The organism is Bradyrhizobium sp. CCGUVB4N, from assembly GCF_024199945.1.
Taxonomy (GTDB): Bacteria; Pseudomonadota; Alphaproteobacteria; order Rhizobiales; family Xanthobacteraceae; genus Bradyrhizobium.
Map to the genome: position 1 here is coordinate 19,557 of NZ_JANADP010000001.1, position 24,761 is coordinate 44,317.

Genomic DNA, 24,761 nt, shown 5'->3' on the forward strand with positions numbered 1-24,761 from the left:
TGCTTAAAAATCTAAGCCGCGTCGGCCTTGAGCCGCCGGTATTCCGTCGGGGTCACACCCGTGACCGCCTTGAAGGCGCGGTTGAACGGGCCGAGCGACTGGAAGCCGGCGTCCATCGCGATGGTGATGACGGGAACCTCGGCCTGGGTGGGGTCGGCGAGCGCGGCCTTGGCCTCCTCGATCCGGTGGTTGTTCAGGAACACATTGAAGTTGCGGTAGCCGAGCCGCTGGTTGATCAGCCGGCGCAACCGGTATTCCGGAATCTTCAACCGGCCCGCCAGCACGCCGATGGTGATGTTCTCCTGGCGGTAGATGCGCTCGTCCGCCATCAGACGCATCAGCGCATCGATCAGCTTTTGGTCGGCGGCAGCATCGGCCGCAGGCTGGCTGAAAACAGTCGGCGGTGCGGGCGCCATTGCTGCCGGAAACAGATCCGCGCCGTCAACGCGCATCATGGCATAGACGATCGCCGCGACGGTGCCGGTGAGCACGCCGGCATTGATGGTTTCGGCGACAGCGCCGACGTGGTGGCCGGCGACGGCGATCTGGAGCACCGCGTTCAGCCCGCCATAGAGCGCGATGGCGCAGACGATGAAGACACGAACGCGGCGGCGGCGCTCGACCAGGTCAGTTGGCCAGGAGACGATCATCTGCCCGACCGCAAGGGCGATGAAACCGAGCACGATCAGATTGACCACCGTCACCGAGAATCGCACATGGCCGCTGGGTGCGATCCAGACGCAGCCTGCGAAGCTGAAGGCCGCCACCAGCGCCCAGATCAAGCCGTGCCACCAGCGGAGGCGAAACTCGTCGTCGAACAGGGCGCGCGTGAACAGCCAGAACACCACGATGGTCCCGGTCGACAACGCGATCAGCGGTGCATGCCAGAGCGGGATCCGCGACGTGACATCCAACGAATAGCTCACGGCATGCGCAACCGTGCTGAGCACGAAGACCGCACCGAGGCGGGCAGCCAGTACATTGCGAAAATCAGAGAGGAGCGACGCCGCCAGCACCAGCAGCAGCGCGACGCTGGCGGCGCGGAAGGCGAGGTCGAGATTGGTCAGCAGCATCCCATCGATCCGGTCGTCGGCGTCGCGAACTTAAGTCAGATCGGCGATCGATTCAATTTCGCCGCCACGCGGCGCGCGTCGTGATCCAGGCGTCGGCGGGCTTGCCGAACAGGTCGATCACGCGATCCTTCCGCGCACCCAGCCTGCGCGCCACCGCCTGCGACGGCGCATTCACGCTTTCGATACAGTGCATGATCTCGTCGACCTCAAAACTGTCGAACGCCCAGTCGATCGACGCGCGGGCCGCCTCCACCGCATAGCCCTTGCCGCGAAATTCCTTGGCAATGCCCCAGCCGACCTCGAAACCGGGCCAGCCCGGCGGACACCACGGGCCGACGCGGCCGACATAGTTGCCGCTCGACTTCTCCTCGACCACGAACATGCCGAAGCCGTAGAGCGCCCAGTGTCCGGAGATCACGGCTGCATTGCGCCAGCCGGCGATCGCGGTGGTGACCGGATTGCCGTCGGCCGCGATGAACCGCGCCGTGCCGGGGTCGCTCAGCATCGCGGCGTTGGGCGCGATGTCGCTGGCGCGCCATGGACGCAGGATAAGACGTTCCGTCTCGATTTCGGGGCCGGTGACCTCGAGCAGCCTGGCGCCTGGCTTGAGCGGCGGAATCATCTGTCTCCTCCCGTTCCCATCGATGTTCTGCTACGATCATACCAGCAAGAAACAGGAGTCCACCATGAGCTGGCAACCCTCCAACGATCCCGTGCTCGGCGATCCCATGTCCTGCGACGCGCTCGATCTCGTCATCGTGCCGCGCACCCGCGATCTCGGTGACGGATTCGTGGTGCGGCGCGCGCTGCCGCATGGCAAGCGGCAGATGGTCGGGCCGTTCATCTTCTTCGATCATTTCGGGCCGGTGCAGTTCGTGTCCGGCAAGGGCATGGACGTGCGGCCGCATCCGCATATCGGGCTTGCGACCGTCACCTATCTGTTCGACGGGTCGATCATGCATCGCGACAGCGAGGGCAACGTGCAGGAGATCGCGCCCGGCGCGATGAATCTGATGACCGCGGGCCGCGGCATCGCGCATTCCGAGCGCACGCCGGATGCCCAGCGCGCCTCGGGCCAGCAGATGCTCGGCCTGCAAAGCTGGATCGCGCTGCCGGCCGGCTCCGAAGAGATCGATCCCTCGTTCCAGCATTATGCGGCGGGCGATCTGCCGATGATCTCCGAGCGCGATTTCACCGCGCGCGTGATCGCCGGATCCGCCTTCGGCATCGCCTCGCCAGTGAAGATGGTCTCGCCCTGGTTCTACACCGAGGTCACGGCGGTCGCCGGCGCGACCGTGCCGCTCGACCCCGACCATGAGGAGCGTGCGATCTATGTCGTCGATGGCGAGGTCGAGATCGCGAACGAGCGCTACGAAGGGCCGCGGCTCCTGATCTTCCGGCCCGGCGACCGCATCACCGTGAAGGCGCTCAAGGCCACGCAGATGATGTTTCTCGGCGGCGATGCATTGGAGGGCCCGCGCCACATCTGGTGGAATTTCGTCTCCTCCAGCAAGGAGCGGATCGAGCAGGCCAAGCAGGACTGGAAAACCGGCCGCTTCGCCGCGGTTCCGCAGGAACATGAGTTCATTCCGCTGCCGGAATAGGCTAATCCGGCTTTCGGCCGCGCCATCAGACGCGGCCGGACGCCCTGTCTTGAAGCCTTCTGCCTGAAAGCTCTGCCGATGACCGCCATGCTCTCCAGCGACCTGCCCCTGACCAAGATCGGCCGCGGCAAGGTGCGCGATATCTACGCCGTCGACGACGACCGCCTGCTGCTCCTCACCACCGACCGCATCAGCGCCTTCGACGTCGTGATGGGCGAGACCATCCCGATGAAAGGCGCAGTGCTGACCCAGATCAGCGCGTTCTGGTTCAATAAGCTCGAAGGCGTGGTGCCGCATCACATGATCAGTGCGGATACCGACGAGATCATCGCGGCCGTGCCGGCACTGAAGCCGCATCGCGCCGAAATCCTCGGCCGCGCCATGCTGTCCCGCCGCACCACCGTATTCCCGATCGAATGCGTGATCCGCGGTTATCTCTCGGGCTCGGCCTGGAAGGAATATGCCGGCTCCGGCACGCTGGCGGGCGAGAAACTGAAGGCCGGCCTCGTCGAGAGCGAGAAGCTCGAGCCCTCGATCTTTAGCCCCGCGACCAAGGCCGAGACCGGCCATGACGAGAACATCACCATTGCCAAGATGCGCGCGGTCGTCGGTGACGACGTCGCCTATACGCTCGAGAGCATGACGCGCGCGATCTACACGCTCGGCGAGGAGCTGGCGCGCGAGCAGGGCATCATCATCGCCGACACCAAGTTTGAATTCGGCCGCGACAAGGACGGCCGCATCATCCTGATCGACGAGGTCATGACGCCGGACAGCTCACGCTTCTGGGCCGTCGATGCCTACAAGCCCGGCCAGCCGCAGGCGAGCTTCGACAAGCAGCCCTTGCGCGACTATCTCGACGTCGAGCGCCGCGCCGGGCGCTGGAACGGCGACGCCCCGCCGCCGCCGCTGCCCGCGAGCGTGGTCGATGCGACCAGCAAGCGGTATCTGGAAGCGTATCGACGCGTCACGGGGACGGAGCTGAAGATTTAGGCTGAGGATTGTCGTCCCGGCGAAGGCCGGGACCCATACCGCGGAATCTATCGTTTGCGGATGATAGGCGTACCGAACTCCTAGTCTTCGCCAAACTGCTCCCTGTGGTTAAGGGTCCCGGCCCCCGTGCGCAATTGCGCACTCGGCCGGGACGACACCGATGAGCGATTTCGGTTTTTCACATCAACCATATGGCTGACCGTTCACACGCGGAGCGCCGCAGAACTGTCGGATACTTCATATTTACAAGAATCCTGTTGCGCTAGGCTCGCACTCGTCTACCTCTCCGGGCGGGTATTTTCATGAGCGAGTGTCACGGCGTGACAGATCCTGCAATTGACTTCGATCCGGTCACCGGGGTCAGCCCGTCCGCCAAGCGTGCGCTGAATGATATGCTGGGTGGAGGTGCTGCGAGCATCCTCACCGTCACGTTCGGGCTGTCCTATTCGCTGCTGATCTTCGCCGGCCCGCTCTCACCCTATTTGTCCTACGGCATCGCTGCGACCTTCATCAGCTCGGCGGTGCTTGCGCTCGTAATCGGGCTCGGCAGCTCGCTTCCCTTTGCGATTGCCGCCCCCGACAGCTCGACGGCTGCGGTCACAGGAATTCTGGCGGCCTCGCTGGTCGAGCACATCGAATCGGCCAATCTTTCGGCGCCGCTGCTCTCGCCCGTTCTGATCACGCTCGGCCTGTCGACCGTGCTCACCGGCATCGTGCTGTGCGGGCTGGGCCTGACACGAATGGGCCGCGCCATCCGTTACGTGCCTTATCCCGTGGTCGGCGGCTTCCTCGGCGCCACCGGACTTCTCATCGCGCTGGGTGCGATCAGGGTCATCACCAATTACCCGGTGCAGCTCGCGACATTGCCGCGCTTTGCCAACGGCACCACGCTGCTGGAGCTCGGCGCCGCCTGCGCCATGGCACTGGTGCTCTACCTGACCTGGCACCGCTCGCGGAACCCGTTCGGTCTGCCGATCATCCTGGTCGGCGGCGTGATCACGGCGCATCTGGCGTTCTGGATCTCGGGTGTTTCGCTCGACGAGGCTCGTAGCATGGGCTGGACATTTCAGCCTCCGCCGCAAGCCGCGTTCATGCTGCCCTGGCACACCGACGAACTCGCCCAATATCCCTGGTTTGCCGTGCCGGACCTGCTCGGCAATCTCGTCGCCGTCATCTTCGTCACGGCATCGAGCACGCTGTTCAACACCACCGGCATCGAGGTCGCCGTGCATCGCGAGGCCAATCTGGAGCGCGAGCTGAACGTCACGGGTGCCGCCAACATCCTGACCGGCGTGCTCGGCGGCTACACCGGCTGCAGCTCGATCAGCCGATCGATCCTCAATTTCTCCAGCGGCGGCCGCGGACGGTTGTCCGGCCTCACCGCTTCGGCACTATCGCTGCTGATGCTCGCGATCGCGCCCGAGCTGCTGGGCTTCATTCCAAAGTTCGTGCTCGGCGGCCTGCTGCTCTATCTCGGCGCCGACCAGCTGCACAAATGGATCATCGAGTCGCGCAAGCGGCTTTCGAAGCTCGAATATCTGTCGCTGGTCGCCATCATCGTCATCATCGTGGCCTGGGGTTCGTGCCGGGCATCTTGATCGGCGTGATCATCGGCTGCGCGACCTTCGCCTTCAGCGCGGCACGGGTCGAATCGATCAAGTACAGTTTTGACGGCTCCGAATATCGCTCCTCGCTCGACCGCTCGCGCGACGACCAGGAGGTGCTGCTGGCTCATGGCGGCAAGATCCAGGGGCTCAATCTCCAGAGCTATCTGTTCTTCGGCTCCGCCAACCGACTCTATCAGCACGTCAAGCGGCTGCTCCAGGAGCGTCCGGAATGCCGCTATCTGCTGTTCGATTTCAAACTCGTCACCGGCGTCGATTCCTCCGCGGCCTATAGCTTTGCGCAGATCAAGCGCAGCGCCGCCGACCTCGGCGTCGAGCTGATCCTGGTGCATCTGTCGGCGGCGGCCGAGAAGGTGCTGCGCTCCAGCGACTTCGTCGGCGACGGCGTCACCATCATTCCCGAGCTCGATCACGCGCTGGAATGGTGCGAGAACGAACTGATCTCGCAGCATCAGGGTCTGGCGCAGGAAGAAGCGAGCCTGCGCGACTGGTTCGCAAGCATCCTCGCCAGCGAGGACGACGCCGACGAGCTGATCCGCCGCTGCCAGCGCATCGAGGTCGAAGCCGGCGAGGTCATCGTGCAGGCCGGCGACCCCGCCGATTCCATGCACTTCATCCTCGACGGCCGCGTCGGCATCATGGTCCCCGCCGACGACGACCGCACCACGCGCGTGCGCAGCCTCGGCCGCTACACCACCATCGGCGAGATGGGCCTGGTATCGCACACGCCGCGCAGCGCCACGATCCAGGCCGAGGTCGACAGCGTGCTCTACGTGCTCAACACGCACCAGTTCGACGAGATCAGGGAAGAAGACCCCGCGCTCAGCCACAAGCTGCTGACCTATTTCGTGTCTGTCATGGCGGAGCGGCTGACGTTTGCGAACAGGACGATCGCGGTGCTGCGGCGGTAGGGCCCGGCGGCGTCCTGGCGAAAGCCAGGACCCATACCGCGAGGTCTATCGATTGCAAACGGTCGAAGTACCGAACGACGTGTCTTCGCCAAACTACTCCCTGGGGTAACGGGTCCTGGCTTTCGCCAGGACGACCAGGGAGAGCCGCGGCCTTACACCCCTGCCATCATCACGTATTTGATCTCGACATATTCTTCCATGCCGTGACGCGAGCCTTCACGGCCGAGGCCGCTTTCCTTGACGCCGCCGAAGGGCGCGACTTCCGTCGTGATCAGGCCGGTGTTGACGCCCACCATGCCCGACTCCAGCGCTTCTGCGACACGCCAGACGCGGCCGAGATCGCGGGAATAGAAGTAGGACGCCAGACCAAACGGCGAAGCGTTACACATCGCGATGACGTCGGCTTCGTCCTTGAAGCGGATCACCGGCGCGAGCGGGCCGAAGGTTTCCTCCTGCGACACCAGCGAGTCCGGCTTCACATCAGCCAGCACCGTCGGCTCGAAGAAGGAGCGTCCGAGTTCGCTGCGCTTGCCGCCAGTGACGACCTTGGCGCCGCGCTTGACGGCATCGGCGATGTGGCGCTCGACCTTGTCGATCGCCTTCATGTTGATCAGAGGGCCCTGCGTGACGCCGCTCTCGGTGCCGTCGCCGATCTTCATGGCCGCGACCTTCGCCGACAGCTTCTTGACGAACTCGTCGTAGATCTTGTCCTGGGCGTAGATGCGATTGGCGCAGACGCAGGTCTGGCCCATGTTGCGATATTTCGAGACGATCGCGCCCTCGACCGCCGCGTCGATATCGGCGTCGTCGAACACCACGAACGGGGCGTTGCCGCCGAGCTCGAGGCCGAGCCGCTTCACGCCGACGGAGGCCTGCTGGTAGAGGATCTTGCCGACCGCGGTCGAACCGGTGAAGCCGACGAAGCGCACGGCCGGATGCTCGCACAGCACCTTGCCGATCGGCGGCGCGTCACCGGTGATGATGTTGAGCACACCCTTGGGGATGCCGGCCTTCTCGGCGAGCACGGCCAGAGCCAAAGCCGAGAGCGGCGTCTCATTGGCGGGCTTCAGCACCACGGTGCAGCCCGCGGCCAGCGCCGGCGACACCTTGCGCGTGATCATCGAGTTCGGGAAGTTCCACGGGGTGATGGCGCCGCAGACGCCGATCGGCTGCTTGATCGCGAGCAGCCGCGCATCGGGCCGCTGCGACGGAATCGTCTCGCCATAGACGCGGCGGGCTTCCTCCGCAAAGAACTCGATATAGGCGGCGCCGATGTCGACCTCGCCGAGCGCCTCCGTCAGCGGCTTGCCCTGCTCGGAGGTCAGGATCAGCGCGAGGTCCTCGCGGTTGGCGGTGATCAGCTCGAACCATTTGCGCAAAATGTTGGAGCGCTGCTTGGCGGTGTGCTTGGCCCAGGCCGGGAAAGCGCGCTGGGCGGCTTCGACCGCCTTGGTGGTGTCGTCCGCGCCAAGCTGCGGGACCTTTGCGATCTCGACACCGGTCGCGGGATTGTTCACGGCAAAGACCGGCGTGCCGACCCAGGCGCCGTCGATGTAGCAGGCCTCCTTCAGGAGCGAAGGGTCCTTCAACCGGTCCCGCAGGGTGGCGGTGGCGTGCTGGGCGCGTGCGGCGGCGGTCGGCGTCATGGCGTTGCTCCTCAGACGATCATTTGGGGGCGATCGGATCGGCCGGAATATAGGGACAGACGGCGCACAATGCACCGTCCCGCAACGCACAGCTGATCGGAATTAAGCTGAGATCGGCGCGTTACGCCGCGCCGCTCATATAGGTCTCGCGCCGACCGATCATGCGCTCGGCGGCGGCCTTGGCATCGGCCTTCGAGGAGGTCGCACAGGTCCGATATTCGAGATCGGGCGCATCGGAGGTGTCGCGGCGACCGAACCAGGACTTTGAGCCGACCGGCAGCAGCGCCAGCGACTGCGCCAGATTGTCGACCGCACCGAAAGAATAGAGCGCACCGGTGCCGGCGATCCGGACCTCGTAAACGCCGGGCGAGATCGGCGCTTCGAGATTGTCGCCCCGTCCGGGACGGGGATAGCGCTTCCATTCGCTCCAGGTCGAAATCATCTGAGGTCCCCTCGCAGCCGGCTAAGCGGCCGCCAAATTTGTTTCAAGTCTTAACGTCAGCCGCCCACTGGGCCCAATTCCGAACGCCGCAACGCACAAAATGTTTCGAGTGCTTCAAACACTCGAAACATATCGCCTCAGCCCATCCATGGTCACGGCGAAGTGCGGCCATCCACCGCAGATTGTGAAGACGTGTTGCAAATCAGTCGTCCCGCGCCACGCCGGGACCGTCAAGTCACGACATCGCGACCGCAGGGTGCATATGGCCACGCTTGCCGTTCAGCGGATGCAGGAGGACAATCGATCGCTTCCAACAATAATCAAACCGGAGGAAATGCGTATGCAAAGCAAAGCCCAGATCGATGAGACTCTGCGCAAGACAAGCGACGCCAAGGAGATTCCCGGCGTTGTTGCGATCGCCGCCAGCGGCAAAGACGTGATCTATCAAGGTGCGTTCGGCAAGCGCGATCTGTCCAAGCCCGATGCGATGACGATGGATAGCGTGTTCTGGATCGCCTCGATGACGAAGGCGGTGACATCAGCCGGCGCAATGCAGCTGGTCGAGCAGGGCAAGCTGTCGCTCGATGCGCCGATCGGATCGCTGCTGTCCGATCTCGCCAAGCCGCAGGTGCTGGAAGGCTTTGATGCCAAGGGCGAACCAAAATTGCGGCCGGCGAAGAGCGCGATCACGCTGCGCCAGCTGATGACCCACACCGCCGGCTTCGCCTACAATATGTGGAACGGCGATCTCGCGGTCTATCTTGAAAAGAAGGGCATCCCCGCGATCACCACCTGCCAGAATGCCGCGCTGAAGACGCCTGTCATGACCGATCCCGGCACGCGCTGGGAATACGGCACTAATATCGATTTCGTCGGCAAGGCCGTCGAAGCCGTCAGCGGCAAGCGGCTCGACGCTTATCTGCGCGACAATCTGTTTACGCCGCTCGGCATGAGCGACACCGGCTTCAAGATCACCGACGATATGCGCAAGCGCCTGGTCGGGATGCATGCGCGCGGCGAGGACGGCCAGCTCGCCGCGATCCCGTTCGAGCTCGAGCAGAACCCGGAATTCCACATGGGTGGCGGCGGCCTGTATTCGACCGCGGCCGACTATATCAGGTTCACCCAGATGATCCTGAACAAGGGCCGCGGCAACGGCAACCAGGTGCTGAAATCAGAGACGATCGCCATGATGGGACAGAACCAGATGGGCGATCTCAAGATGACCAAGATGACGACGGCGGCGCCGCCCTACACCAACGACGTCGATCTCTATCCGGATCAGGTGAAGAAGTGGGGCCTCAGCTTCATGATCAACACCGCCAAGACCGCAGAGGGCCGTAGCGCCGGCAGCCTCGCCTGGGCCGGGCTTGCCAACACCTATTACTGGATCGACCCGGCGCGCGACGTCACCGGCGTGATCCTGATGCAGCTGTTGCCGTTTGCCGACGCGAAATGCCTGCAGGCGTTCGCGGGATTCGAGCGTGGCGTCTATGCCGGGCTCGATGCGGGCAGTGGCAAGAAGGCAGCCTAACCCCATAGTATGAGGCGCCCGGCATCGCGCGCCTCTCTGGCAACGGATAACCTCGTGCCGAAAGCCATCGGCTTCAGGCACGAGGCAACAATTTCGAGGAGACGAACTTGGCGGACGATCTTGCAGGCAAAGCCGACAGCTACGTTTGCGGCATTTCGGACACGCCGCTGCTCGGCGACACCATCGGTCGCAGCCTCGATCACGCCGTGCGGCGCTGGGGCAATCGCGAGGCGCTGGTCTCGCCCAGCCACGGCGTGCGATGGACCTGGAGCGAATTCGCCGAACGCGTCGACGCGCTTGCCGCGGGCTTTCTCGCGCTCGGTCTGGAACGCGGTGAGCGCATCGGCATCTGGTCGCTGAACCGGCCGGAATGGACGCTGACGCAGTTTGCGGCGGCCAAGGCCGGCCTGATCCTGGTCACGATCAATCCCGCCTATCGTCTCAGCGAACTGGAGTTCGCGCTGAAGAAAGTCGGCTGCGCCGCGATCGTCACCGCGACCGCGTTCAAGACCAGCCAATACATGGAGATGCTCAACACGCTGCTGCCGGAGCTGGCGAGCGCCACGCCGGGGAAGCTGCAGGCGGCGCGGCTGCCGGCCCTGCGGATGGTGATCCAGATCGGCGGACCTTCTGCGCCCGGGACGATCTCCTTCGAGAACGTCGCGCGCATGGGCGGGCCTGCGCATCGCGAGCAGCTTGCCGTGCTCGGCGCGGCGCTTCAATTCGACGATCCCGTCAACATCCAGTTCACCAGCGGCACCACGGGCTCGCCGAAGGGCGTGACGCTGACGCACCACAACATCCTCAACAACGGCTATTTCACCGGGCGTGCGATGCGCCTGACCGAGCAGGATCGGATCTGCATCCCCGTGCCGCTCTATCATTGCTTCGGCATGGTGATGGGCAACCTCGCTTCCGTCACGCTCGGCACGACCATGGTCTATCCCGGCGAGGGCTTTGATCCACTGGCGACGCTGCGCGCGGTCGAGCAGGAGAAATGCACCGCGCTCTATGGCGTGCCGACCATGTTCATCGCGGAGCTCGATCATCCCGAATTCGCGACGTTCAATCTGAAATCATTGCGCACCGGCATCATGGCGGGCGCGCCCTGCCCGATCGAGGTGATGAAGCGCGTCAACACCGAGATGAACATGCGCGAGGTCACCATCGCCTACGGCATGACCGAAACCAGCCCGGTCAGCTTCCAGAGCGCGACGGACGACCCGCTCGAGCGGCGCGTCTCTACTGTCGGGCGGATCCATCCGCATGTCGAGGTGAAGGTCGTCGACCTCGAAGGCAAGATCGTCAGCCGCGGCGAACGCGGCGAGCTCTGCACCCGCGGCTACAGCGTCATGCTGGGCTATTGGGAGGAGAGGGAAAAGACCGGCGACGTGCTCGACGCCAACGGCTGGATGCACACCGGCGATCTCGCCACCATCGACGACGCGGGCTATTGCAACATCGTCGGCCGCATCAAGGATCTGGTGATCCGCGGCGGCGAGAACCTCTATCCGCGCGAGATCGAGGAATTCCTGTACCGGCACCCCAAGATCCAGGACGTGCAGATTTTCGGCGTCGCCGACACCCGCTATGGCGAAGAGCTCTGCGCTTGGGTCCGCGTCAGGCCCGGCGAGACGCTGACGGCAGAGGAGGTTCGCGCCTTCTGCGACGGCCAGATCGCGCACAACAAGATCCCGCGCTACGTCGAGTTCGTCGACGAGTTCCCGATGACCGTGACCGGCAAGATCCAGAAATTCGTGATGCGCGATGCGGTCGAGCAGCGACTGGGGCTGAAGGCGGCGAAGACGGCGTGAAGCGCTGACGCTCTCACTCCACGACGACTGTCATTCCCGCGAAAGCGGGGAATCAAGTACGCCGTGGCCTCTCGATTAGATCACAATCGTCTCTGGAATACTGGGTCGCCCGGTCAAGCCGGGCGACGACAGCGGAGTTAAACCGTCAGCCCGCGCTGCTGCGCCAATTCCTTCAACGACACCTGCGGCCGCGCGCCGATGTGCTGGATCACTTCGGCGGCCGCGAGCGCGCCGAGCTCGCCGCACTGCTTGTGCGACAGATCACGCGAGAGGCCGTACAGGAAGCCGGCCGCGAACAGGTCGCCGGCGCCCGTGGTGTCGACCAGTTGCTTGATCGGGGAGGCCGGAGCTGCGACGGCGTCGGTCGGCGTCACCACCACGCAACCCTTCTCGCTGCGGGTGACCACGCCGAGCTTGACGTCGTTGCGCAGCTGCTTGAGCGCGGTGTCGAAGTCGGAGGTCTCGTAGAGCGAGTGCAGCTCGGATTCGTTGGCGAACACGATGTCGGCCGTGCCGTTGCGCATCAAGCCCAGGAACTCGTCGCGATAGCGGCCGACGCAGAAGGAGTCCGACAAGGTCAGCGCCACCTTGCGGCCGGCCTCGTGAGCGATCTTGGAGGCCTTCAGGAAGGCTTCCTTGGCGCCCGGCGGATCCCAGAGATAGCCTTCGAGATAGACGATCTTGGCGGCCGCGATCTCGGCCGGATCGATATCGGCGGGCGACAGATCCTGCGCGGCACCGAGATAGGTGTTCATGGTGCGCTCGCCGTCACCGGTCACCAGGATGTAGGAGCAGCCGGTGGCGGGGCCGTCCTTCGCAGGCGGCGTGTTGAAGGCAACGCCGGCGGCGCGGATGTCGTGGACATAGAGTTTGCCGATCTGGTCGTCCTTGACCTTGCCGACATAAGCGGCACGCGCCCCCAAACTGCCGACGCCGACGATGGTGTTGGCGGCCGAGCCACCCGAGACTTCCGTCGCCGGACCCATGTCGTTGTAAATGGCGGCGGCGCGCGCTTCGTCGATCAGGGACATGCTGCCCTTGGCCATGCCGTGCTTGACCAAAAAGGCTTCATCGGTCCGGACCAGCACGTCGAACAGCGCGTTGCCGATGCCGAGAACGTCATATTTCACGTCAGCCATTCACCTTGATCCTGTTTGCCGGATTGCGATTGCCGGGGAAATCAGCTTCCTGTCGGCCTGAAATCTGGCTCGCGGCCTATCACGACCGGGCCGCCACGGGCAAGCAACGAGAGGCTTCTTTTGACGCGTTTTCTTCACGCGAACCGGGACCACTTCGCTCGAAAACGCTATGGTATGTCGACCCGATGATCCGCTCCTTCCTGACAGTTTCGACGGGAACACTGGCCTCGCGGCTGCTGGGCTTTGCCCGCGATTCCCTGATCGCGGCGCTGCTCGGCACCGGCGCCGTGGCGGACGCCTTTCTGGCCGCGTTCCAGCTCGTCAATGTGGTGCGACGCCTGCTCAGCGAAGGGGCATTGAATGCGGCCCTGATCCCGGCCTGGCTGCGCGTCCGCGACCGCGATGGCGAAGCGGCCGCCTCCGCATTTGCGGGGCGCGTGCTCGGCACGGTCAGTGCGGCCTTGATCGTGATCTCGATCGGCATTGCCGTCGCGATGCCGCTGATCATCATGATCATCGCGCCGGGCTTCGTCGGCAGTCCCACGCTCGATCTCGCCGTCCAGAATGCGCGGCTCATGCTGCCCTATCTCGCCTTCGCCGGCCCGGTCACGGTGCTGATGGGGCTGCTGAACGCGCAAGGGCGATTTGCGCTCACGGCGTTCTCGCCGCTGCTGTTCAACATCGCGCTGATCGCAACAATCGCCGCGCTGCTGCTGTGGCACGCCGATGCGTCCTCGGCTGCGTGGATGCTGGCGGCGACCGTCGGCATTGCCGGCCTGCTGCAGCTCCTGATGCTGGTGTCGCAGCGGAGTGCGCATCTCGCGACACCGTTGCGCGCAAGATTCGACAAGGAGATGCGCGGCTTCTTCGCCAAGGCGATCCCCGGCATGATCGCAAGTTCCGGACCGCAATGGCTGATGGTGGCCGGCGCGATCATCGCGTCGGCGACGCCCTCCGCCGTATCCTGGCTCTATTTCGCCAACCGCCTGATCGAGCTGCCGCTCGGCATCGTCGGCGTCGCCATGGGCACGGTGCTGGTGCCGGAGCTGACACGCGCCGTCGGCGGCGGCGACCGCGACGCGGTGGCCCATGCGGAATCGCGCGCGCTCGAGCTTGCGACCGGGCTCGCCCTGCCCGCGACGCTCGGCCTTGCGGTGCTGGCCGAACCGATCGTGCGGCTGTTGTTCGAGCACGGCGCATTCGGCGCGGAAGACAGCACCGCGACTGCGCATGCACTGATGTGGCTGGCATTGGGCCTGCCCGCGCATGTGCTGATCAAGGCGCAGTCGCCGGCCTTCTTTGCCCGCAGCGACACGATGGCGCCGCTGCTCGCGACCGCCAAGGGTTTTATGGTCGCGATCGCCCTCGCCGTCCTGCTCGGCCACTTCTTCGGCGCAAGCGGGATTGCCGCGAGCATCGCGGCGGGCGCCTGGAGCAGCGCGCTCTCGCTGCTTCGGAAAGGCACGCGCGAGTTCGGCTTCTCGGTCGACGCCGCCGCGCGAAAACGGCTGCCGCGGATCGTGCTTGCCGCCGCCGCGATGGGCGCCCTGCTCTGGCTGACGACAGGGCTGATGCCGGTCGAGGCCCACGGCCTGATCCGCTTCGTCGCGCTGGGCCTGCAGATCACAGCCGGCATCGCCGTCTACGGCCTGCTCCTGCAGTTTCTCGGCGTTGTCGCCCTGCGCGAGGCGGTTAACGCCCTGAAACGGCCCGCCTGACCGCAAGGCCCTCGAATTGCCCTTGACGGGGCAGCGCCGCTGTTGGAAACGACGGCCGGCGACTTCTCAGGAAAACTGACCATGCCATTTGTTGAACGGGTTTTTTCGGGCGTCCAGCCGACGGGCAATCTGCACCTCGGCAATTACCTCGGCGCGATCGTCAACTTCGTGAAGATGCAGGAAACCCACAACTGCATTTATTGCGTCGTCGACATGCACGCGATCACGCAGGGCGTGGACGTCTGGGGTGGCCCGGCCGAGCTCGCACGCAACACCCGCGAGGTGACCGCAGCGTTCATCGCGAGCGGCATCGATCCCAAGAAGCACATCGTGTTCAACCAGAGCCAGGTCTCCGGCCACGCCGAGCTCGCCTGGATCTTCAACTGCGTCGCGCGCATGGGCTGGCTCGGCCGCATGACCCAGTTCAAGGAGAAGGCCGGCAAGGATCGCGAGAACGCCTCGGTCGGGCTGTTCGACTATCCCGTGCTGATGGCCGCCGACATTCTGCTCTACCGCGCCACCCACGTGCCGGTCGGAGAGGACCAGAAGCAGCATCTCGAGCTCTCCCGCGACATCGCGCAGAAGTTCAACAATGACTTCGGCGATTCCATTCGCGCGCAGGGCGCCAATGACGGCCTGTTCTTCCCGCTGCCGGAACCCTTCATCACGGGGCCGGCGACGCGCGTGATGAGCTTGCGCGACGGCACCAAGAAGATGTCGAAGTCGGACGCTTCAGACAATTCGCGCATCAACCTGACCGACGACGCCGACACCATCGCGCAGAAGATCCGCAAGGCGAAGACCGATCCGGAGCCGCTGCCGAGCGAGGAGAAGGGCCTGGAGCCACGCCCCGAAGCCGACAACCTCGTCGGCATTTTCGCCGCGCTCTCCGACCGCTCCAAGGCCGACGTGCTGCGCGAGTTCGGCGGCGGCCAGTTCTCCAGCTTCAAGAACGCGCTGGCTGAGCTGTGCGTGACAAAGCTCGCCCCGATCGCGGGCGAGATGAAGCGCCTCGTCGCCGACCCCGGCCATATCGATGCGATCCTGAACGATGGTTCCGACCGGGCACGTGCGATTGCCGAGGAGACCATGAACCTCTCCAAGGACATCGTCGGCTTCATCCGCCGTCGCTGACGATTGCGATCGCGAACTTGGGCCTGCGCCACGGCGCGGGCCGCTTCGCCTCTCCCCAAGCGCGAACGAGTGTGGCAGCATGCGCCCCGTGCACACTCCGGGATAGGCATGACCAGCAAGCGACTTTGCTTCGAGCCGGGTCACAAGCCCAAATGCCTCGTCATCGTCGACGACACCGCCGAATGGGATCGCGCGGTCTATTACGCCAGCCGCTGGGCGATCCGTGCCGGCGGCGGCGTGGTGATGCTGCGCATCATCGAGATCGAGGACCAGAACCAGCAATGGCTGGGTGTCGCCGACATCATGCGCGCCGAGGCGCATGAGGCGGCGGAAGCCGCGCTCGACCGCGCCGCCGGCCGCGCCAACGGCATTGCCGCGATCACGCCGGAACGGCTCATCCGCGAGGGCGCCGCGATGGAGCAGCTGCTCGCGGTGATCGATGAAGACCCTGACATCGCCATGCTGGTGCTCGCCGCCAGCCCGGGCGCGGAGGGGCCGGGACCGTGGGTGGCGCTGCTCTCGCATGCGCTCGGCACGTTCCCGGTGCCGGTGACCATCATTTCCGGCGCGCTGAGCGACGGAAGCGTGGATTCGCTGGCGTAGCGACGCCGCCTCTTACCCTCCCCTGGAGGGGTCCGAGACGAGCGTAGCTCGCTCGTGGGTCGGCTCGCATCTGAGCGCAGCGAAGATGAGAGACGGGGTGGGGTGACGGTCTCTCCGCGCCCAGCAGTGCCCGTGTGGAGAGATCACCCCACCCCGCTCGCGCTTTGCGCGATCGACCCTCCCCCTCCAGGGGAGGGTAAGCGAGGACCTAACCCGCTGAAATAACAGCGAAACGATCGTCCGCCCCCTTGACCGTGCGTTCCGCGTCGCCATCTGCTAGTGGATAGCCCACGCGCCGGCCTTGAACCGGCGACGTCTGGAGAAAACCATGTTCATTCAAACCGAAGCCACCCCCAATCCCGCCACGCTGAAGTTCATTCCCGGCCGCGTCGTAGCCGACAGCCCGGTGGAATTTGCGAGCCGCGAATCCGCCACGCGTTCGCCGCTCGCGGAAAAGCTGTTCGAGGTGCCCGGCGTCACCGGCGTGTTCTACGGATCGGATTTCATCACCGTCACCAAGGCGAACGGTGAATGGCAGCAGCTCAAGCCCGCGATCCTCGGCGCCATCATGGAACACTACATGTCCGGCGCGCCGCTGCTCGCCGACGGCGCGGCACAAGCCGATGTCGATCTCGATGACGAGGACGAGTTCTTCGACGAGGCCGACGCCGAAACGGTCGACATGATCAAGGACCTGATCGAGACGCGCGTGCGTCCGGCGGTCGCCAATGACGGCGGCGACATCACCTTCCGCGGCTTCAAGGACGGTATCGTCTATCTCAACATGAAGGGCGCCTGCTCCGGCTGCCCGTCATCGACCGCGACGCTCCAGCACGGCATTCAGAACCTGCTGAAGCATTTTGTGCCCGACGTGGTTGAAGTCCGGCCGATGTAAAAAGGTGCCGTAGGGTGGGCAAAGGCGCGAAGCGCCGTGCCCACCTTCTTTCGCCAACGATCAAGAATGGTGGGCACGGCGCAAGAGCGCCTTTGCCCACCCTACGAGATCTCGCTACGCCGCCTGCCCGATGCTCGCGGCTTCCTCGGCCGCCTTGCGCATGCTCGCCGACATTTCCTGGGTGACCGTGCTCTGCTCCTCGACGGCGGCGGCCGTTGACGAGACATATTCGCTGACGCCCTGGATCGCGCTCTTGATCGCATCCAGCGCCCCGACGACGTCGACCGAGATGCCGTTGAGATTGCCGATCTCCTGCTCGATCCGGTCAGCCGCCTGCTTGGCCTGATTGGCGAGGTTCTTCACCTCGGATGCGACCACCGCGAAGCCACGACCGGCCTCGCCCGCACGCGCGGATTCGATCGTCGCATTGAGCGCCAGCAGATTGATCTGGCCGGTGATGTTGCCGATCAGCTGCACGATCATGCTCATCGACTCCGCCGCCTGCGTCAGCCGCTGCGCCTGCTGATCCGCCGCCTCGACCCGATCGACCGCGGTCGACGCGGTCTCGCGCGAACGCGTCATCGCTTCGGCGATCTCGCGCACCGAGGCATTCAGTTCCTCGGCCCCGGCGGCGACCGATTCCATCATGTCGCGCACCTTCTCGCTGCGCTTGCGCGCGATCACCTGCGCGGTCGTGTCGGAGGCGTATTTCACGACCTTGAACGGCTTGCCGTTGAGATCGCGGATCGGATTGTAAGAGGCCTGGATCCACACCTGCCGGCCGCCCTTGCCGACGCGCTGATATTCGCCGGACTGGAATTCACCGGCGTTCAGCCTGGCCCAGAAGGCGCGATAGGCGTCGCTGTCGCGCTCGCTGGAGTCCACGAACATGCTGTGATGCTTGCCGACGATCTCGGAGAGCCCATAGCCGAGCGCGCCGAGGAAGTTTTCGTTCGCGGTCAAAACCTTGCCGTCCATGTCGAACTCGATCACGGCCTGCGACTTGCCGATCGCCTCGATCTGGCCGGCGAAATTCGCGTTCGACAGCTTCTGCGCACTGACGTCGGTGGCGAACTTCACCACCTTGAACGGCTTGCCGGCGTCATCGAGGATCGGATTGTAGGACGCGAGGATCCAGACCTCCTTGCCGCCCTTGCCGAAGCGCTTGTATTCGCCGGCCTGGAATTCGCCGCGGCCAAGCCTTGCCCAGAACTCCCGATAGGCCGCGCTGTCGCGCTCGCCTGCGGCCACGAACAACTTGTGATGTTGGCCCTGGATCTCCTCGAGCCGGTAGCCGACGGTATCCAGGAAATTGTCGTTGGCGGTGATGATGGTGCCGTCGAGATTGAACTCGATCACGGCCTGAGCCCGGCCGATCGCGGAGATCTTTCCGGCATCCTCGAGGCTGCGAAACTTGCGCGCGGTGATGTCGGTCGCGAACTTGACGACCTTCACCGGCTTACCGGCCTCGTCGATGATCGGATTGTAGGACGCCTGGATCCAGATCTCGCGGCCGCCCTTGCCGAGCCGCTTGTATTCGGCGGACTGATATTCGCCGCGGCCGAGGCGGGCCCAGAACTCGCGATAGGCCGGGCTGCCGCGCTCTTCCGGCACGACGAACATGCCGTGGTGCTTGCCCGCAATCTCGTCGAGCCGGTAGCCCATGGCGTCGAGGAAATTCTGGTTGGCCGTGAGGATGGTGCCGTCGAGATTGAATTCGATGACCGCTTGCGACTTCCCAAGTGCAATGACCTGCGCCAAAGCCTCCCTAGCCGAAGAACCGCTTCGCCAAAAAGACATAAATGAACCTTTCAAAATGACCGAAACGGGCGCGGCTTGATCTGCCGAAACGCCCCGTCCGAGTCGTCGTTGACTCGCTCTCCCGCTCGTTGACGGTGTCACCGGTTTGCTAATGATTGATTAAAATGGCAATATTTCAAATACTTAGCTATCCGGGAGGTTGCAAATCGATGCACCCGCATCAAAAATGGGGCGCGAAAATCCTGCCAGCTCCCGTACACGTAGAATTACGGGGATGATCGTGCGCCTGTCGAGAAATCAAACTTGGACTGGTTCGACCGCGGCGGGACCGACTAAGCTGATTCGATGCTGATCCTTGCCATCGATACCGCGCTGGAGGCGTGCGCGGCCGCCGTTCTCGACACCGACGCCGGCGAGCTCCTCGCGCAGGAGCAACAGCTCATGAAGCGCGGCCATGCCGAGGCGCTGATGCCGATGATCGCGCGCGTGATGCAGTCGGCCGATCTCGCATTCACGGCGCTCGACCGCATCGCGGTGACGGTCGGCCCCGGCAGCTTCACCGGCTTGCGCGTCGGCATTTCGGCGGCCCGCGGTCTTGCGCTCGCGGCCAAGCGGCCGGCCGTTGGCCTCACGACCCTCTCGGCCTATGCGGCCGCCATTGTCGGCCAGAGCGGCGTGGTGCCGGTGATTTCGGCAGTCGATGCGCGGCATGATCACGTCTATTTCCAGATCGTCGCCGGCGACGGCAGTCTGCTGGTACCGCCGGCCGTCGCTTCCATCGACGAGGCGATCGCGGCCTCGCAATTCGGCGCGCCGCATCTGGTCGGCAATGCCGCAAGGATTCTCGCCGAGCGCTGGCCGCAGGATATGCCACAACCTGTTTCGGTCGACGCGCAGCCCGCGCCTGACATCAGCTGGGTCGCCTGGCTCGGCGCTGCGGCAAATCCCGACACCAATCCGGCGCGACCGTTTTATCTGAAGGCACCCGATGCAAAGCCGGCGGCCCAGCCGCTGTTCGCAGCTCAAGCCGCAACGTCATGATAAGATGGTTTTCGGAATGGTGGCGCGGCGGCACCGCCGCCGTCGAACCCGCGTCGGCGCGCGACGCGGCGCGGCTGGCACAGCTCCACGGCGCCTCCTTCGCGCACGGCTGGGGCGAAACCGAGTTCGAGACGATGCTCACCGAGCGCAACACCCTCGTCCACCGCTTGCGGCTCGGTCGCAAGACGATCGGCTTTGCGGTGTCGCGGATCGGCGCGGACGAAGCCGAAATCCTCTCGGTCGCGGTCGACCAGTCCCATCGCGGCCGCGGCCTTTCCCGCACGCTGCTGATGACCCATCTCGGGCACCTCGCGGGGCGCGGCGTGCGCACGATATTTCTGGAGGTCGAGGAGAACAATCAGCCGGCACGACGGCTCTATGACGGAGGCGGATTCGTGGTGGTCGGGCGCCGCGAACGCTACTATAAGCAGGCCAACGGGGAACAATTGAACGCACTTCTGATGCGGCGTGACTTGTCGTAATATTGATGGCAGAAAGCGCCCCCTCAGGCGGACACAATATGACTGGACTCAAACCTTCTTCCGCATCCAAGGCGACCGGCATCGAGGCGCGCTGTGCCGCCACCGGCATGCGCATGACCGAGCAGCGCCGCGTCATCGCGCGCGTGCTTGCTGAAGCGGTCGATCACCCCGATGTCGAGGAATTGTATCGGCGCTGTGTCGCGGTCGACGACAAGATCTCGATCTCGACCGTCTATCGCACCGTCAAATTGTTCGAGGATGCCGGCATCATCGAGCGTCACGATTTCCGCGAGGGCCGCGCGCGCTACGAGACGATGCGCGACAGCCATCACGACCACCTCATCAATCTGCGCGACGGCAAGGTGATCGAGTTCACCTCCGAGGAGATCGAGAAGCTTCAGGCGGAGATCGCCCGCAAGCTCGGCTACAAGCTGGTCGATCACCGGCTCGAGCTCTATTGCGTTCCGCTCGACGACGACAAGCCGACGTCTTAAGTCTCGTGGCGATAGACCTCATCATCTTCGATTGCGACGGCGTGCTCGTGGACAGCGAGGTAATCTCCTGTCGCGCGCATGCGAATGTGCTGACCCGGCACGGCTATCCGATCACGGCGGAGCAAGTGTCCGCGCGCTTCCTCGGCCGCGCCACGAAACAGGCCAATCTCGAGATCGAGACCGAGCTCGGCCGCAAGCTGCCCGAGGCCTATCACGACGAGCTGCAGGACGAGCTGTTTCGCGCATTCGAAGCCGACCTCGAAGCGATCCGCGGCATCCACGACGTGCTCGACGTCGTGACGCAACGTGTCTGCGTTGCCTCGAGCGGCACGCATCCGCGCATGCAAGTGAGCCTCGGAAGCACGGGGCTCTATGAACGCCTCGCGCCGAACATCTTCTCGTCCTCGCAGGTGACAAACGGCAAGCCCGCACCGGACCTGTTCCTGTTTGCTGCGAAGGAAATGGGCGTGCCGCCCGAGCGCTGTGTCGTGATCGAGGACAGCCTTGCCGGCATCGCCGGCGCGCGCGGCCGGAATGAAAGTATTCGGCTTTTACGGTGGCAGCCATTGCGGGGCCGGCCATGCCGAGACCCTGCGCCAGGCCGGTGCCGACCTGACCTTCTCGGACATGCATCAATTGCCTGAGCTGGTCCGGCGGGTCGCAGCCGACGCCCTGACGGGCTGAATCCGGCACCAAACCTCTCGATTCCGCCCTTCGCGGCTGCCTCGCCCCCAGGAACGCTGCTTTTCGGCCCCCGATCGCTGGATTTTCAGCCCCTCAGCCTATATTTGAGGGCCGTCCTCCACCTCAATTCCGGGTTCCATGACGCCGCCGCGCAAGCTGCACATCAAATCATATGGTTGCCAGATGAACGTCTACGATGCCCAGCGCATGGTGGACACGCTGGCTCCGGAAGGATTCGTGGAGACGGCCAACGCCGAGGACGCCGACCTCGTCATCCTCAACACCTGCCACATCCGCGAGAAGGCCTCCGAAAAGGTCTATTCCGAGCTCGGCCGGTTGCGCGTCGCCAAGGACGAGGCCGCGCGCGAGGGCCGCACCATGCAGATCGCGGTGGCAGGCTGCGTCGCGCAGGCTGAAGGCGAGGAGATCGTACGTCGCGCGCCCACGGTCGACGTCGTGGTCGGTCCGCAGAGCTATCATCATTTGCCCGAGCTGTTGAAGCGCGCCGGTCATGAAGGCCGCGCGATCGAGACCGAGTTTCCGGCGGCCGACAAATTCGGCTTCCTCGCCCAGCCCAGGCCCGATGCGATTCGCGCACGCGGCATTTCCGCTTTCGTCACGGTGCAGGAAGGCTGCGACAAGTTTTGCACGTTCTGCGTCGTGCCCTACACGCGGGGCTCGGAAGTCTCGCGCCCCGTGACGAAGATCGTCGACGACGTGAAGCGCCTCGCCGACAATGGCGTGCGCGAGCTCACGCTGATCGGCCAGAACGTCAACGCCTATCACGGCGACGGACCGGACGGAAAAAGCTGGGGACTCGGCCAATTGCTGGAGCGCCTGGCGCAGATCCCCGGCGTCGCGCGGTTGCGCTACTCGACCAGCCACCCCCGCGACGTCGACGACGGCCTGATTGCGGCCCATCGCGATCTCGATGCGCTGATGCCGTTCGTGCACCTGCCGGTGCAGTCGGGCTCGGACCGGATCCTGGCCGCCATGAACCGGAAACATACCGCCGATGATTATCGGCGTGTCATCGACCGTTTCCGGTCGGCGCGCCAAGACATTGCTTTTTCATCAGATTTTATCGTCGGCTTCCCCGGCGAGAGCGAGCAAGATTTTCTCGCCACACTCGCGCTTGTCACGCAAATCGGCTACGCTGCGGCATATTCGTTCAAATACTCCGCCCGGCCGGGAACGCCGGCCGCGGATATGCAGGAGACGGTGTCCCCCGCCGAGATGGACCAGCGATTGGAGCGGCTCCAGGAATTGATCGACAGCCAGCAATCGGCCTTCAACAAGGCTGCGATTGGCTCAACGGTCGACGTGCTGTTCGAACGTCCGGCGCGCAAGGACGGCCAGATCGTCGGCCGCACCGCCTTCCTTCAGCCTGCTCATGTGATGGCCTCGCCCGACATCATCGGACAGATCCTTCCGGTGCGAATCGACAGCCTCGAGCGCTACAGTTTCCTCGGCGAGCTCGCGACGCCACGCAGTGCGCGCGAGCCCGCTTTATCATCCATCGCCACCGGAGCCTGAACCCTTGCCCAAAAGCGCATCGGATTCGTCTTCTATCGCTCCCAGCCGCAAATTTGACCGCGACATGCAAGTTCCGCCCGAGACCCAGGTCGTCATCGACTTCGACGACAACCGCGCCGCATCCGCGCTGGTCGGCCCTTATGGCCAGAACCTGGCGCAGATCGAACGGCGGCTCGGCGTCGTGGTGGACTCCAAGGGCAACCACATCACCATCGGCGGCACCCGCGACGGTTGCGACGCGGCGCGCCGCGTGCTGGAGACGCTCTACGCGCACGCCGTGAAGGGGCAGGATGTCGACCAGGGCGAGGTCGAAGGCGCGATCCGCGCCGTCATCGCCCAGGGCTCCCTGTTCGAGTTCGACGCCAAGTCCGCGAAGTCGGCCTTCGACAGCATCAATCTGCGCAAACGCCCGGTGCGCGCACGCACGGCCGCGCAGGACTCCTACATCCGCGCGCTGAAGCGCCATGAGCTCGTGTTCGGCATCGGCCCCGCCGGCACCGGCAAGACCTGGCTTGCGGTCGCCCATGCCGCGCAATTGTTCGAGCGCAAGGAGGTCGACAAGATCATCCTGTCGCGTCCGGCGGTCGAAGCCGGCGAGCGGCTCGGCTTCCTGCCCGGCGACCTTCGCGAGAAGGTCGATCCCTATCTGCGCCCGATCTACGACGCGCTTTATGACCTGATGGATGCGCGCATCGTCGAGCGCGCACTGCAGACCGGCGAGATCGAGATCGCGCCGCTCGCCTTCATGCGCGGCCGCACGCTGACCAACGCCGCGATCATCCTCGACGAGGCGCAGAACACGACGTCGATGCAGATGAAGATGTTCCTGACCCGTCTTGGCGAGAACAGCCGCATGATCGTGACAGGCGATCCCTCGCAGATCGATTTGCCGAACGGCCAGACCTCGGGTCTGGCCGAGGCGACGCGCCTGCTCGATGGCGTCGAAGGCATTGCGCAAGTTCATTTCAAAGCCGAGGACGTGATCCGCCACGAGCTCGTGGCGCGGATCGTCTCTGCCTATGAAGGGCAGCCGCAGCGGCCGGCCGCCGGTAAATCCTGACGGGACAACAGCCGGACCCGACGGGCGCGGACGAAGCGCCCTTTCGTTCCGAACAAAGACAATGTCACATCCCAATCTTCCCATGACCGAGGTCCTCGTCGTCGCCGATTGCTGGCAAAGCGAGCCTGACGCCGAAGCCGTGATCCAGCGCGCCGTTGCGGCCGCCGCCGAATCCGTCGACGAAGACGTTGCCGACGCGGAAGTGGCTGTGATGCTGACCGATGATGCCGGCATCCGCACGCTGAACAGCAACTGGCGCGGCATGGACAAGCCGACCAACGTGCTGTCGTTCCCCGCGCTCCAGCCGGAGGGCGAGTGGAAGCCGGGCGATGCGCCGCGCATGCTCGGCGACATCGCGATCGCCTACGAGACCATGCGGCGCGAGGCGGACGAGGAACACAAGCCGTTCGATCATCATTTGAGCCATCTCGCGGTGCATGGTTTCCTGCATCTGATCGGCTACGATCACGAGAACGACGACGACGCTGAAGAGATGGAAGCGCTCGAAACCGAGATCCTGGCTCACCTCGGCATCCCCGATCCCTATGCAGACCGCGCGGGGACGCACTGAG

Annotated in this window: 20 protein-coding genes and 2 pseudogenes; 16 read left to right on the top strand and 6 right to left on the bottom strand. The window is 64.6% G+C overall.

Annotated features, from left to right (window positions below):
* Positions 1-11 precede the first annotated feature (11 nt).
* Both NLM31_RS00080 and NLM31_RS00085 read right to left on the bottom strand, forming a co-directional pair.
* On the bottom strand, positions 12-1,073 hold the full coding sequence (locus NLM31_RS00080) for a helix-turn-helix domain-containing protein (protein ID WP_254191125.1): 1,062 nt from the start codon (positions 1,071-1,073) through the stop codon (positions 12-14).
* A 52-nt stretch (positions 1,074-1,125) separates the two neighbouring features.
* A complete protein-coding gene (locus NLM31_RS00085; protein WP_254127100.1) occupies positions 1,126-1,695 on the bottom strand; it encodes a GNAT family N-acetyltransferase in 570 nt (189 codons plus the stop codon).
* Positions 1,696-1,759: 64 nt separating this feature from the next.
* On the opposite strand from NLM31_RS00085, the gene NLM31_RS00090 reads away from it, so the two are divergent.
* The 3 genes and pseudogenes from NLM31_RS00090 to NLM31_RS00100 all read left to right on the top strand — a co-directional run bounded on the left by NLM31_RS00090 (position 1,760) and on the right by NLM31_RS00100 (position 6,206).
* On the top strand, positions 1,760-2,677 hold the full coding sequence (locus NLM31_RS00090; protein WP_254191126.1) for a pirin family protein: 918 nt from the start codon (positions 1,760-1,762) through the stop codon (positions 2,675-2,677).
* Between the two features lie 78 nt (positions 2,678-2,755).
* On the top strand, positions 2,756-3,670 hold the full coding sequence (locus NLM31_RS00095) for a phosphoribosylaminoimidazolesuccinocarboxamide synthase (protein WP_254127102.1): 915 nt from the start codon (positions 2,756-2,758) through the stop codon (positions 3,668-3,670).
* A 320-nt stretch (positions 3,671-3,990) separates the two neighbouring features.
* Positions 3,991-6,206, top strand: a pseudogene (locus tag NLM31_RS00100) (SLC26A/SulP transporter family protein).
* Positions 6,207-6,358: 152 nt separating this feature from the next.
* Here NLM31_RS00100 and NLM31_RS00105 read toward each other — a convergent pair.
* Together NLM31_RS00105 and NLM31_RS00110 are read right to left on the bottom strand one after the other, a co-directional pair.
* Positions 6,359-7,852: an NAD-dependent succinate-semialdehyde dehydrogenase gene (locus tag NLM31_RS00105; RefSeq protein ID WP_254191127.1), complete on the bottom strand. Its 1,494-nt coding sequence runs from the start codon at positions 7,850-7,852 to the stop codon at positions 6,359-6,361.
* A 121-nt stretch (positions 7,853-7,973) separates the two neighbouring features.
* Positions 7,974-8,294 carry a hypothetical protein gene (locus tag NLM31_RS00110; RefSeq protein WP_254191128.1) on the bottom strand — a complete coding sequence of 107 codons (321 nt, stop codon included), beginning with the start codon at positions 8,292-8,294 and terminating at the stop codon, positions 7,974-7,976.
* A gap of 340 nt (positions 8,295-8,634) precedes the next feature.
* Between NLM31_RS00110 and NLM31_RS00115 the strand changes: the two genes are divergently transcribed.
* Positions 8,635-9,828, top strand: coding sequence for a serine hydrolase (locus NLM31_RS00115; RefSeq protein WP_254191129.1), 1,194 nt, complete (start codon positions 8,635-8,637; stop codon positions 9,826-9,828).
* Positions 9,829-9,935: 107 nt separating this feature from the next.
* Entirely contained in the window at positions 9,936-11,642 is a 1,707-nt protein-coding gene (locus tag NLM31_RS00120; RefSeq protein WP_254127111.1) for an AMP-binding protein, read from the top strand.
* A 137-nt stretch (positions 11,643-11,779) separates the two neighbouring features.
* Here the strand turns inward: NLM31_RS00120 and NLM31_RS00125 are convergent, their stop codons facing one another.
* Positions 11,780-12,781 (bottom strand): adenosine kinase, encoded by a 1,002-nt coding sequence (locus tag NLM31_RS00125; protein ID WP_254127112.1) that lies wholly within the window; start codon positions 12,779-12,781, stop codon positions 11,780-11,782.
* Positions 12,782-12,786: 5 nt separating this feature from the next.
* Between NLM31_RS00125 and murJ the strand changes: the two genes are divergently transcribed.
* The 4 genes from murJ to NLM31_RS00145 all read left to right on the top strand — a co-directional run bounded on the left by murJ (position 12,787) and on the right by NLM31_RS00145 (position 17,131).
* On the top strand, positions 12,787-14,499 hold the full coding sequence (gene murJ, locus NLM31_RS00130; protein ID WP_375167459.1) for a murein biosynthesis integral membrane protein MurJ: 1,713 nt from the start codon (positions 12,787-12,789) through the stop codon (positions 14,497-14,499).
* 81 nt (positions 14,500-14,580) lie between these two features.
* Positions 14,581-15,633, top strand: a complete 1,053-nt coding sequence (gene trpS, locus NLM31_RS00135; protein WP_254127115.1) for a tryptophan--tRNA ligase — start codon at positions 14,581-14,583, stop codon at positions 15,631-15,633.
* 108 nt (positions 15,634-15,741) lie between these two features.
* Entirely contained in the window at positions 15,742-16,236 is a 495-nt protein-coding gene (locus tag NLM31_RS00140; protein WP_254127117.1) for a universal stress protein, read from the top strand.
* Positions 16,237-16,564: 328 nt separating this feature from the next.
* Positions 16,565-17,131: a NifU family protein gene (locus NLM31_RS00145; protein ID WP_254191131.1), complete on the top strand. Its 567-nt coding sequence runs from the start codon at positions 16,565-16,567 to the stop codon at positions 17,129-17,131.
* A 114-nt stretch (positions 17,132-17,245) separates the two neighbouring features.
* Here NLM31_RS00145 and NLM31_RS00150 read toward each other — a convergent pair whose 3' ends face one another.
* A complete protein-coding gene (locus NLM31_RS00150; protein WP_254191132.1) occupies positions 17,246-18,931 on the bottom strand; it encodes a PAS domain-containing methyl-accepting chemotaxis protein in 1,686 nt (561 codons plus the stop codon).
* 306 nt (positions 18,932-19,237) lie between these two features.
* Between NLM31_RS00150 and tsaB the strand changes: the two genes are divergently transcribed.
* The 7 genes and pseudogenes from tsaB to ybeY all read left to right on the top strand — a co-directional run bounded on the left by tsaB (position 19,238) and on the right by ybeY (position 24,760).
* Positions 19,238-19,933 (top strand): tRNA (adenosine(37)-N6)-threonylcarbamoyltransferase complex dimerization subunit type 1 TsaB, encoded by a 696-nt coding sequence (gene tsaB / locus NLM31_RS00155; RefSeq protein WP_254191133.1) that lies wholly within the window; start codon positions 19,238-19,240, stop codon positions 19,931-19,933.
* Entirely contained in the window at positions 19,930-20,415 is a 486-nt protein-coding gene (rimI, locus tag NLM31_RS00160; protein WP_254191134.1) for a ribosomal protein S18-alanine N-acetyltransferase, read from the top strand. The genes tsaB and rimI overlap by 4 nt, the downstream gene beginning before the upstream one ends.
* 38 nt (positions 20,416-20,453) lie before the next feature.
* The gene (locus tag NLM31_RS00165) at positions 20,454-20,909 is read left to right on the top strand and encodes a Fur family transcriptional regulator (protein ID WP_057746941.1); all 456 of its coding nucleotides are present in this window, start codon (positions 20,454-20,456) and stop codon (positions 20,907-20,909) included.
* Between the two features lie 5 nt (positions 20,910-20,914).
* Positions 20,915-21,593: pseudogene (locus NLM31_RS00170) on the top strand (HAD family hydrolase).
* 138 nt (positions 21,594-21,731) lie between these two features.
* On the top strand, positions 21,732-23,129 hold the full coding sequence (miaB, locus tag NLM31_RS00175; RefSeq protein WP_254191135.1) for a tRNA (N6-isopentenyl adenosine(37)-C2)-methylthiotransferase MiaB: 1,398 nt from the start codon (positions 21,732-21,734) through the stop codon (positions 23,127-23,129).
* A gap of 64 nt (positions 23,130-23,193) precedes the next feature.
* Positions 23,194-24,189 (top strand): PhoH family protein, encoded by a 996-nt coding sequence (locus NLM31_RS00180; RefSeq protein WP_254127130.1) that lies wholly within the window; start codon positions 23,194-23,196, stop codon positions 24,187-24,189.
* 82 nt (positions 24,190-24,271) lie between these two features.
* Positions 24,272-24,760: an rRNA maturation RNase YbeY gene (ybeY, locus tag NLM31_RS00185; protein WP_254127131.1), complete on the top strand. Its 489-nt coding sequence runs from the start codon at positions 24,272-24,274 to the stop codon at positions 24,758-24,760.
* Position 24,761 lies beyond the last annotated feature (1 nt).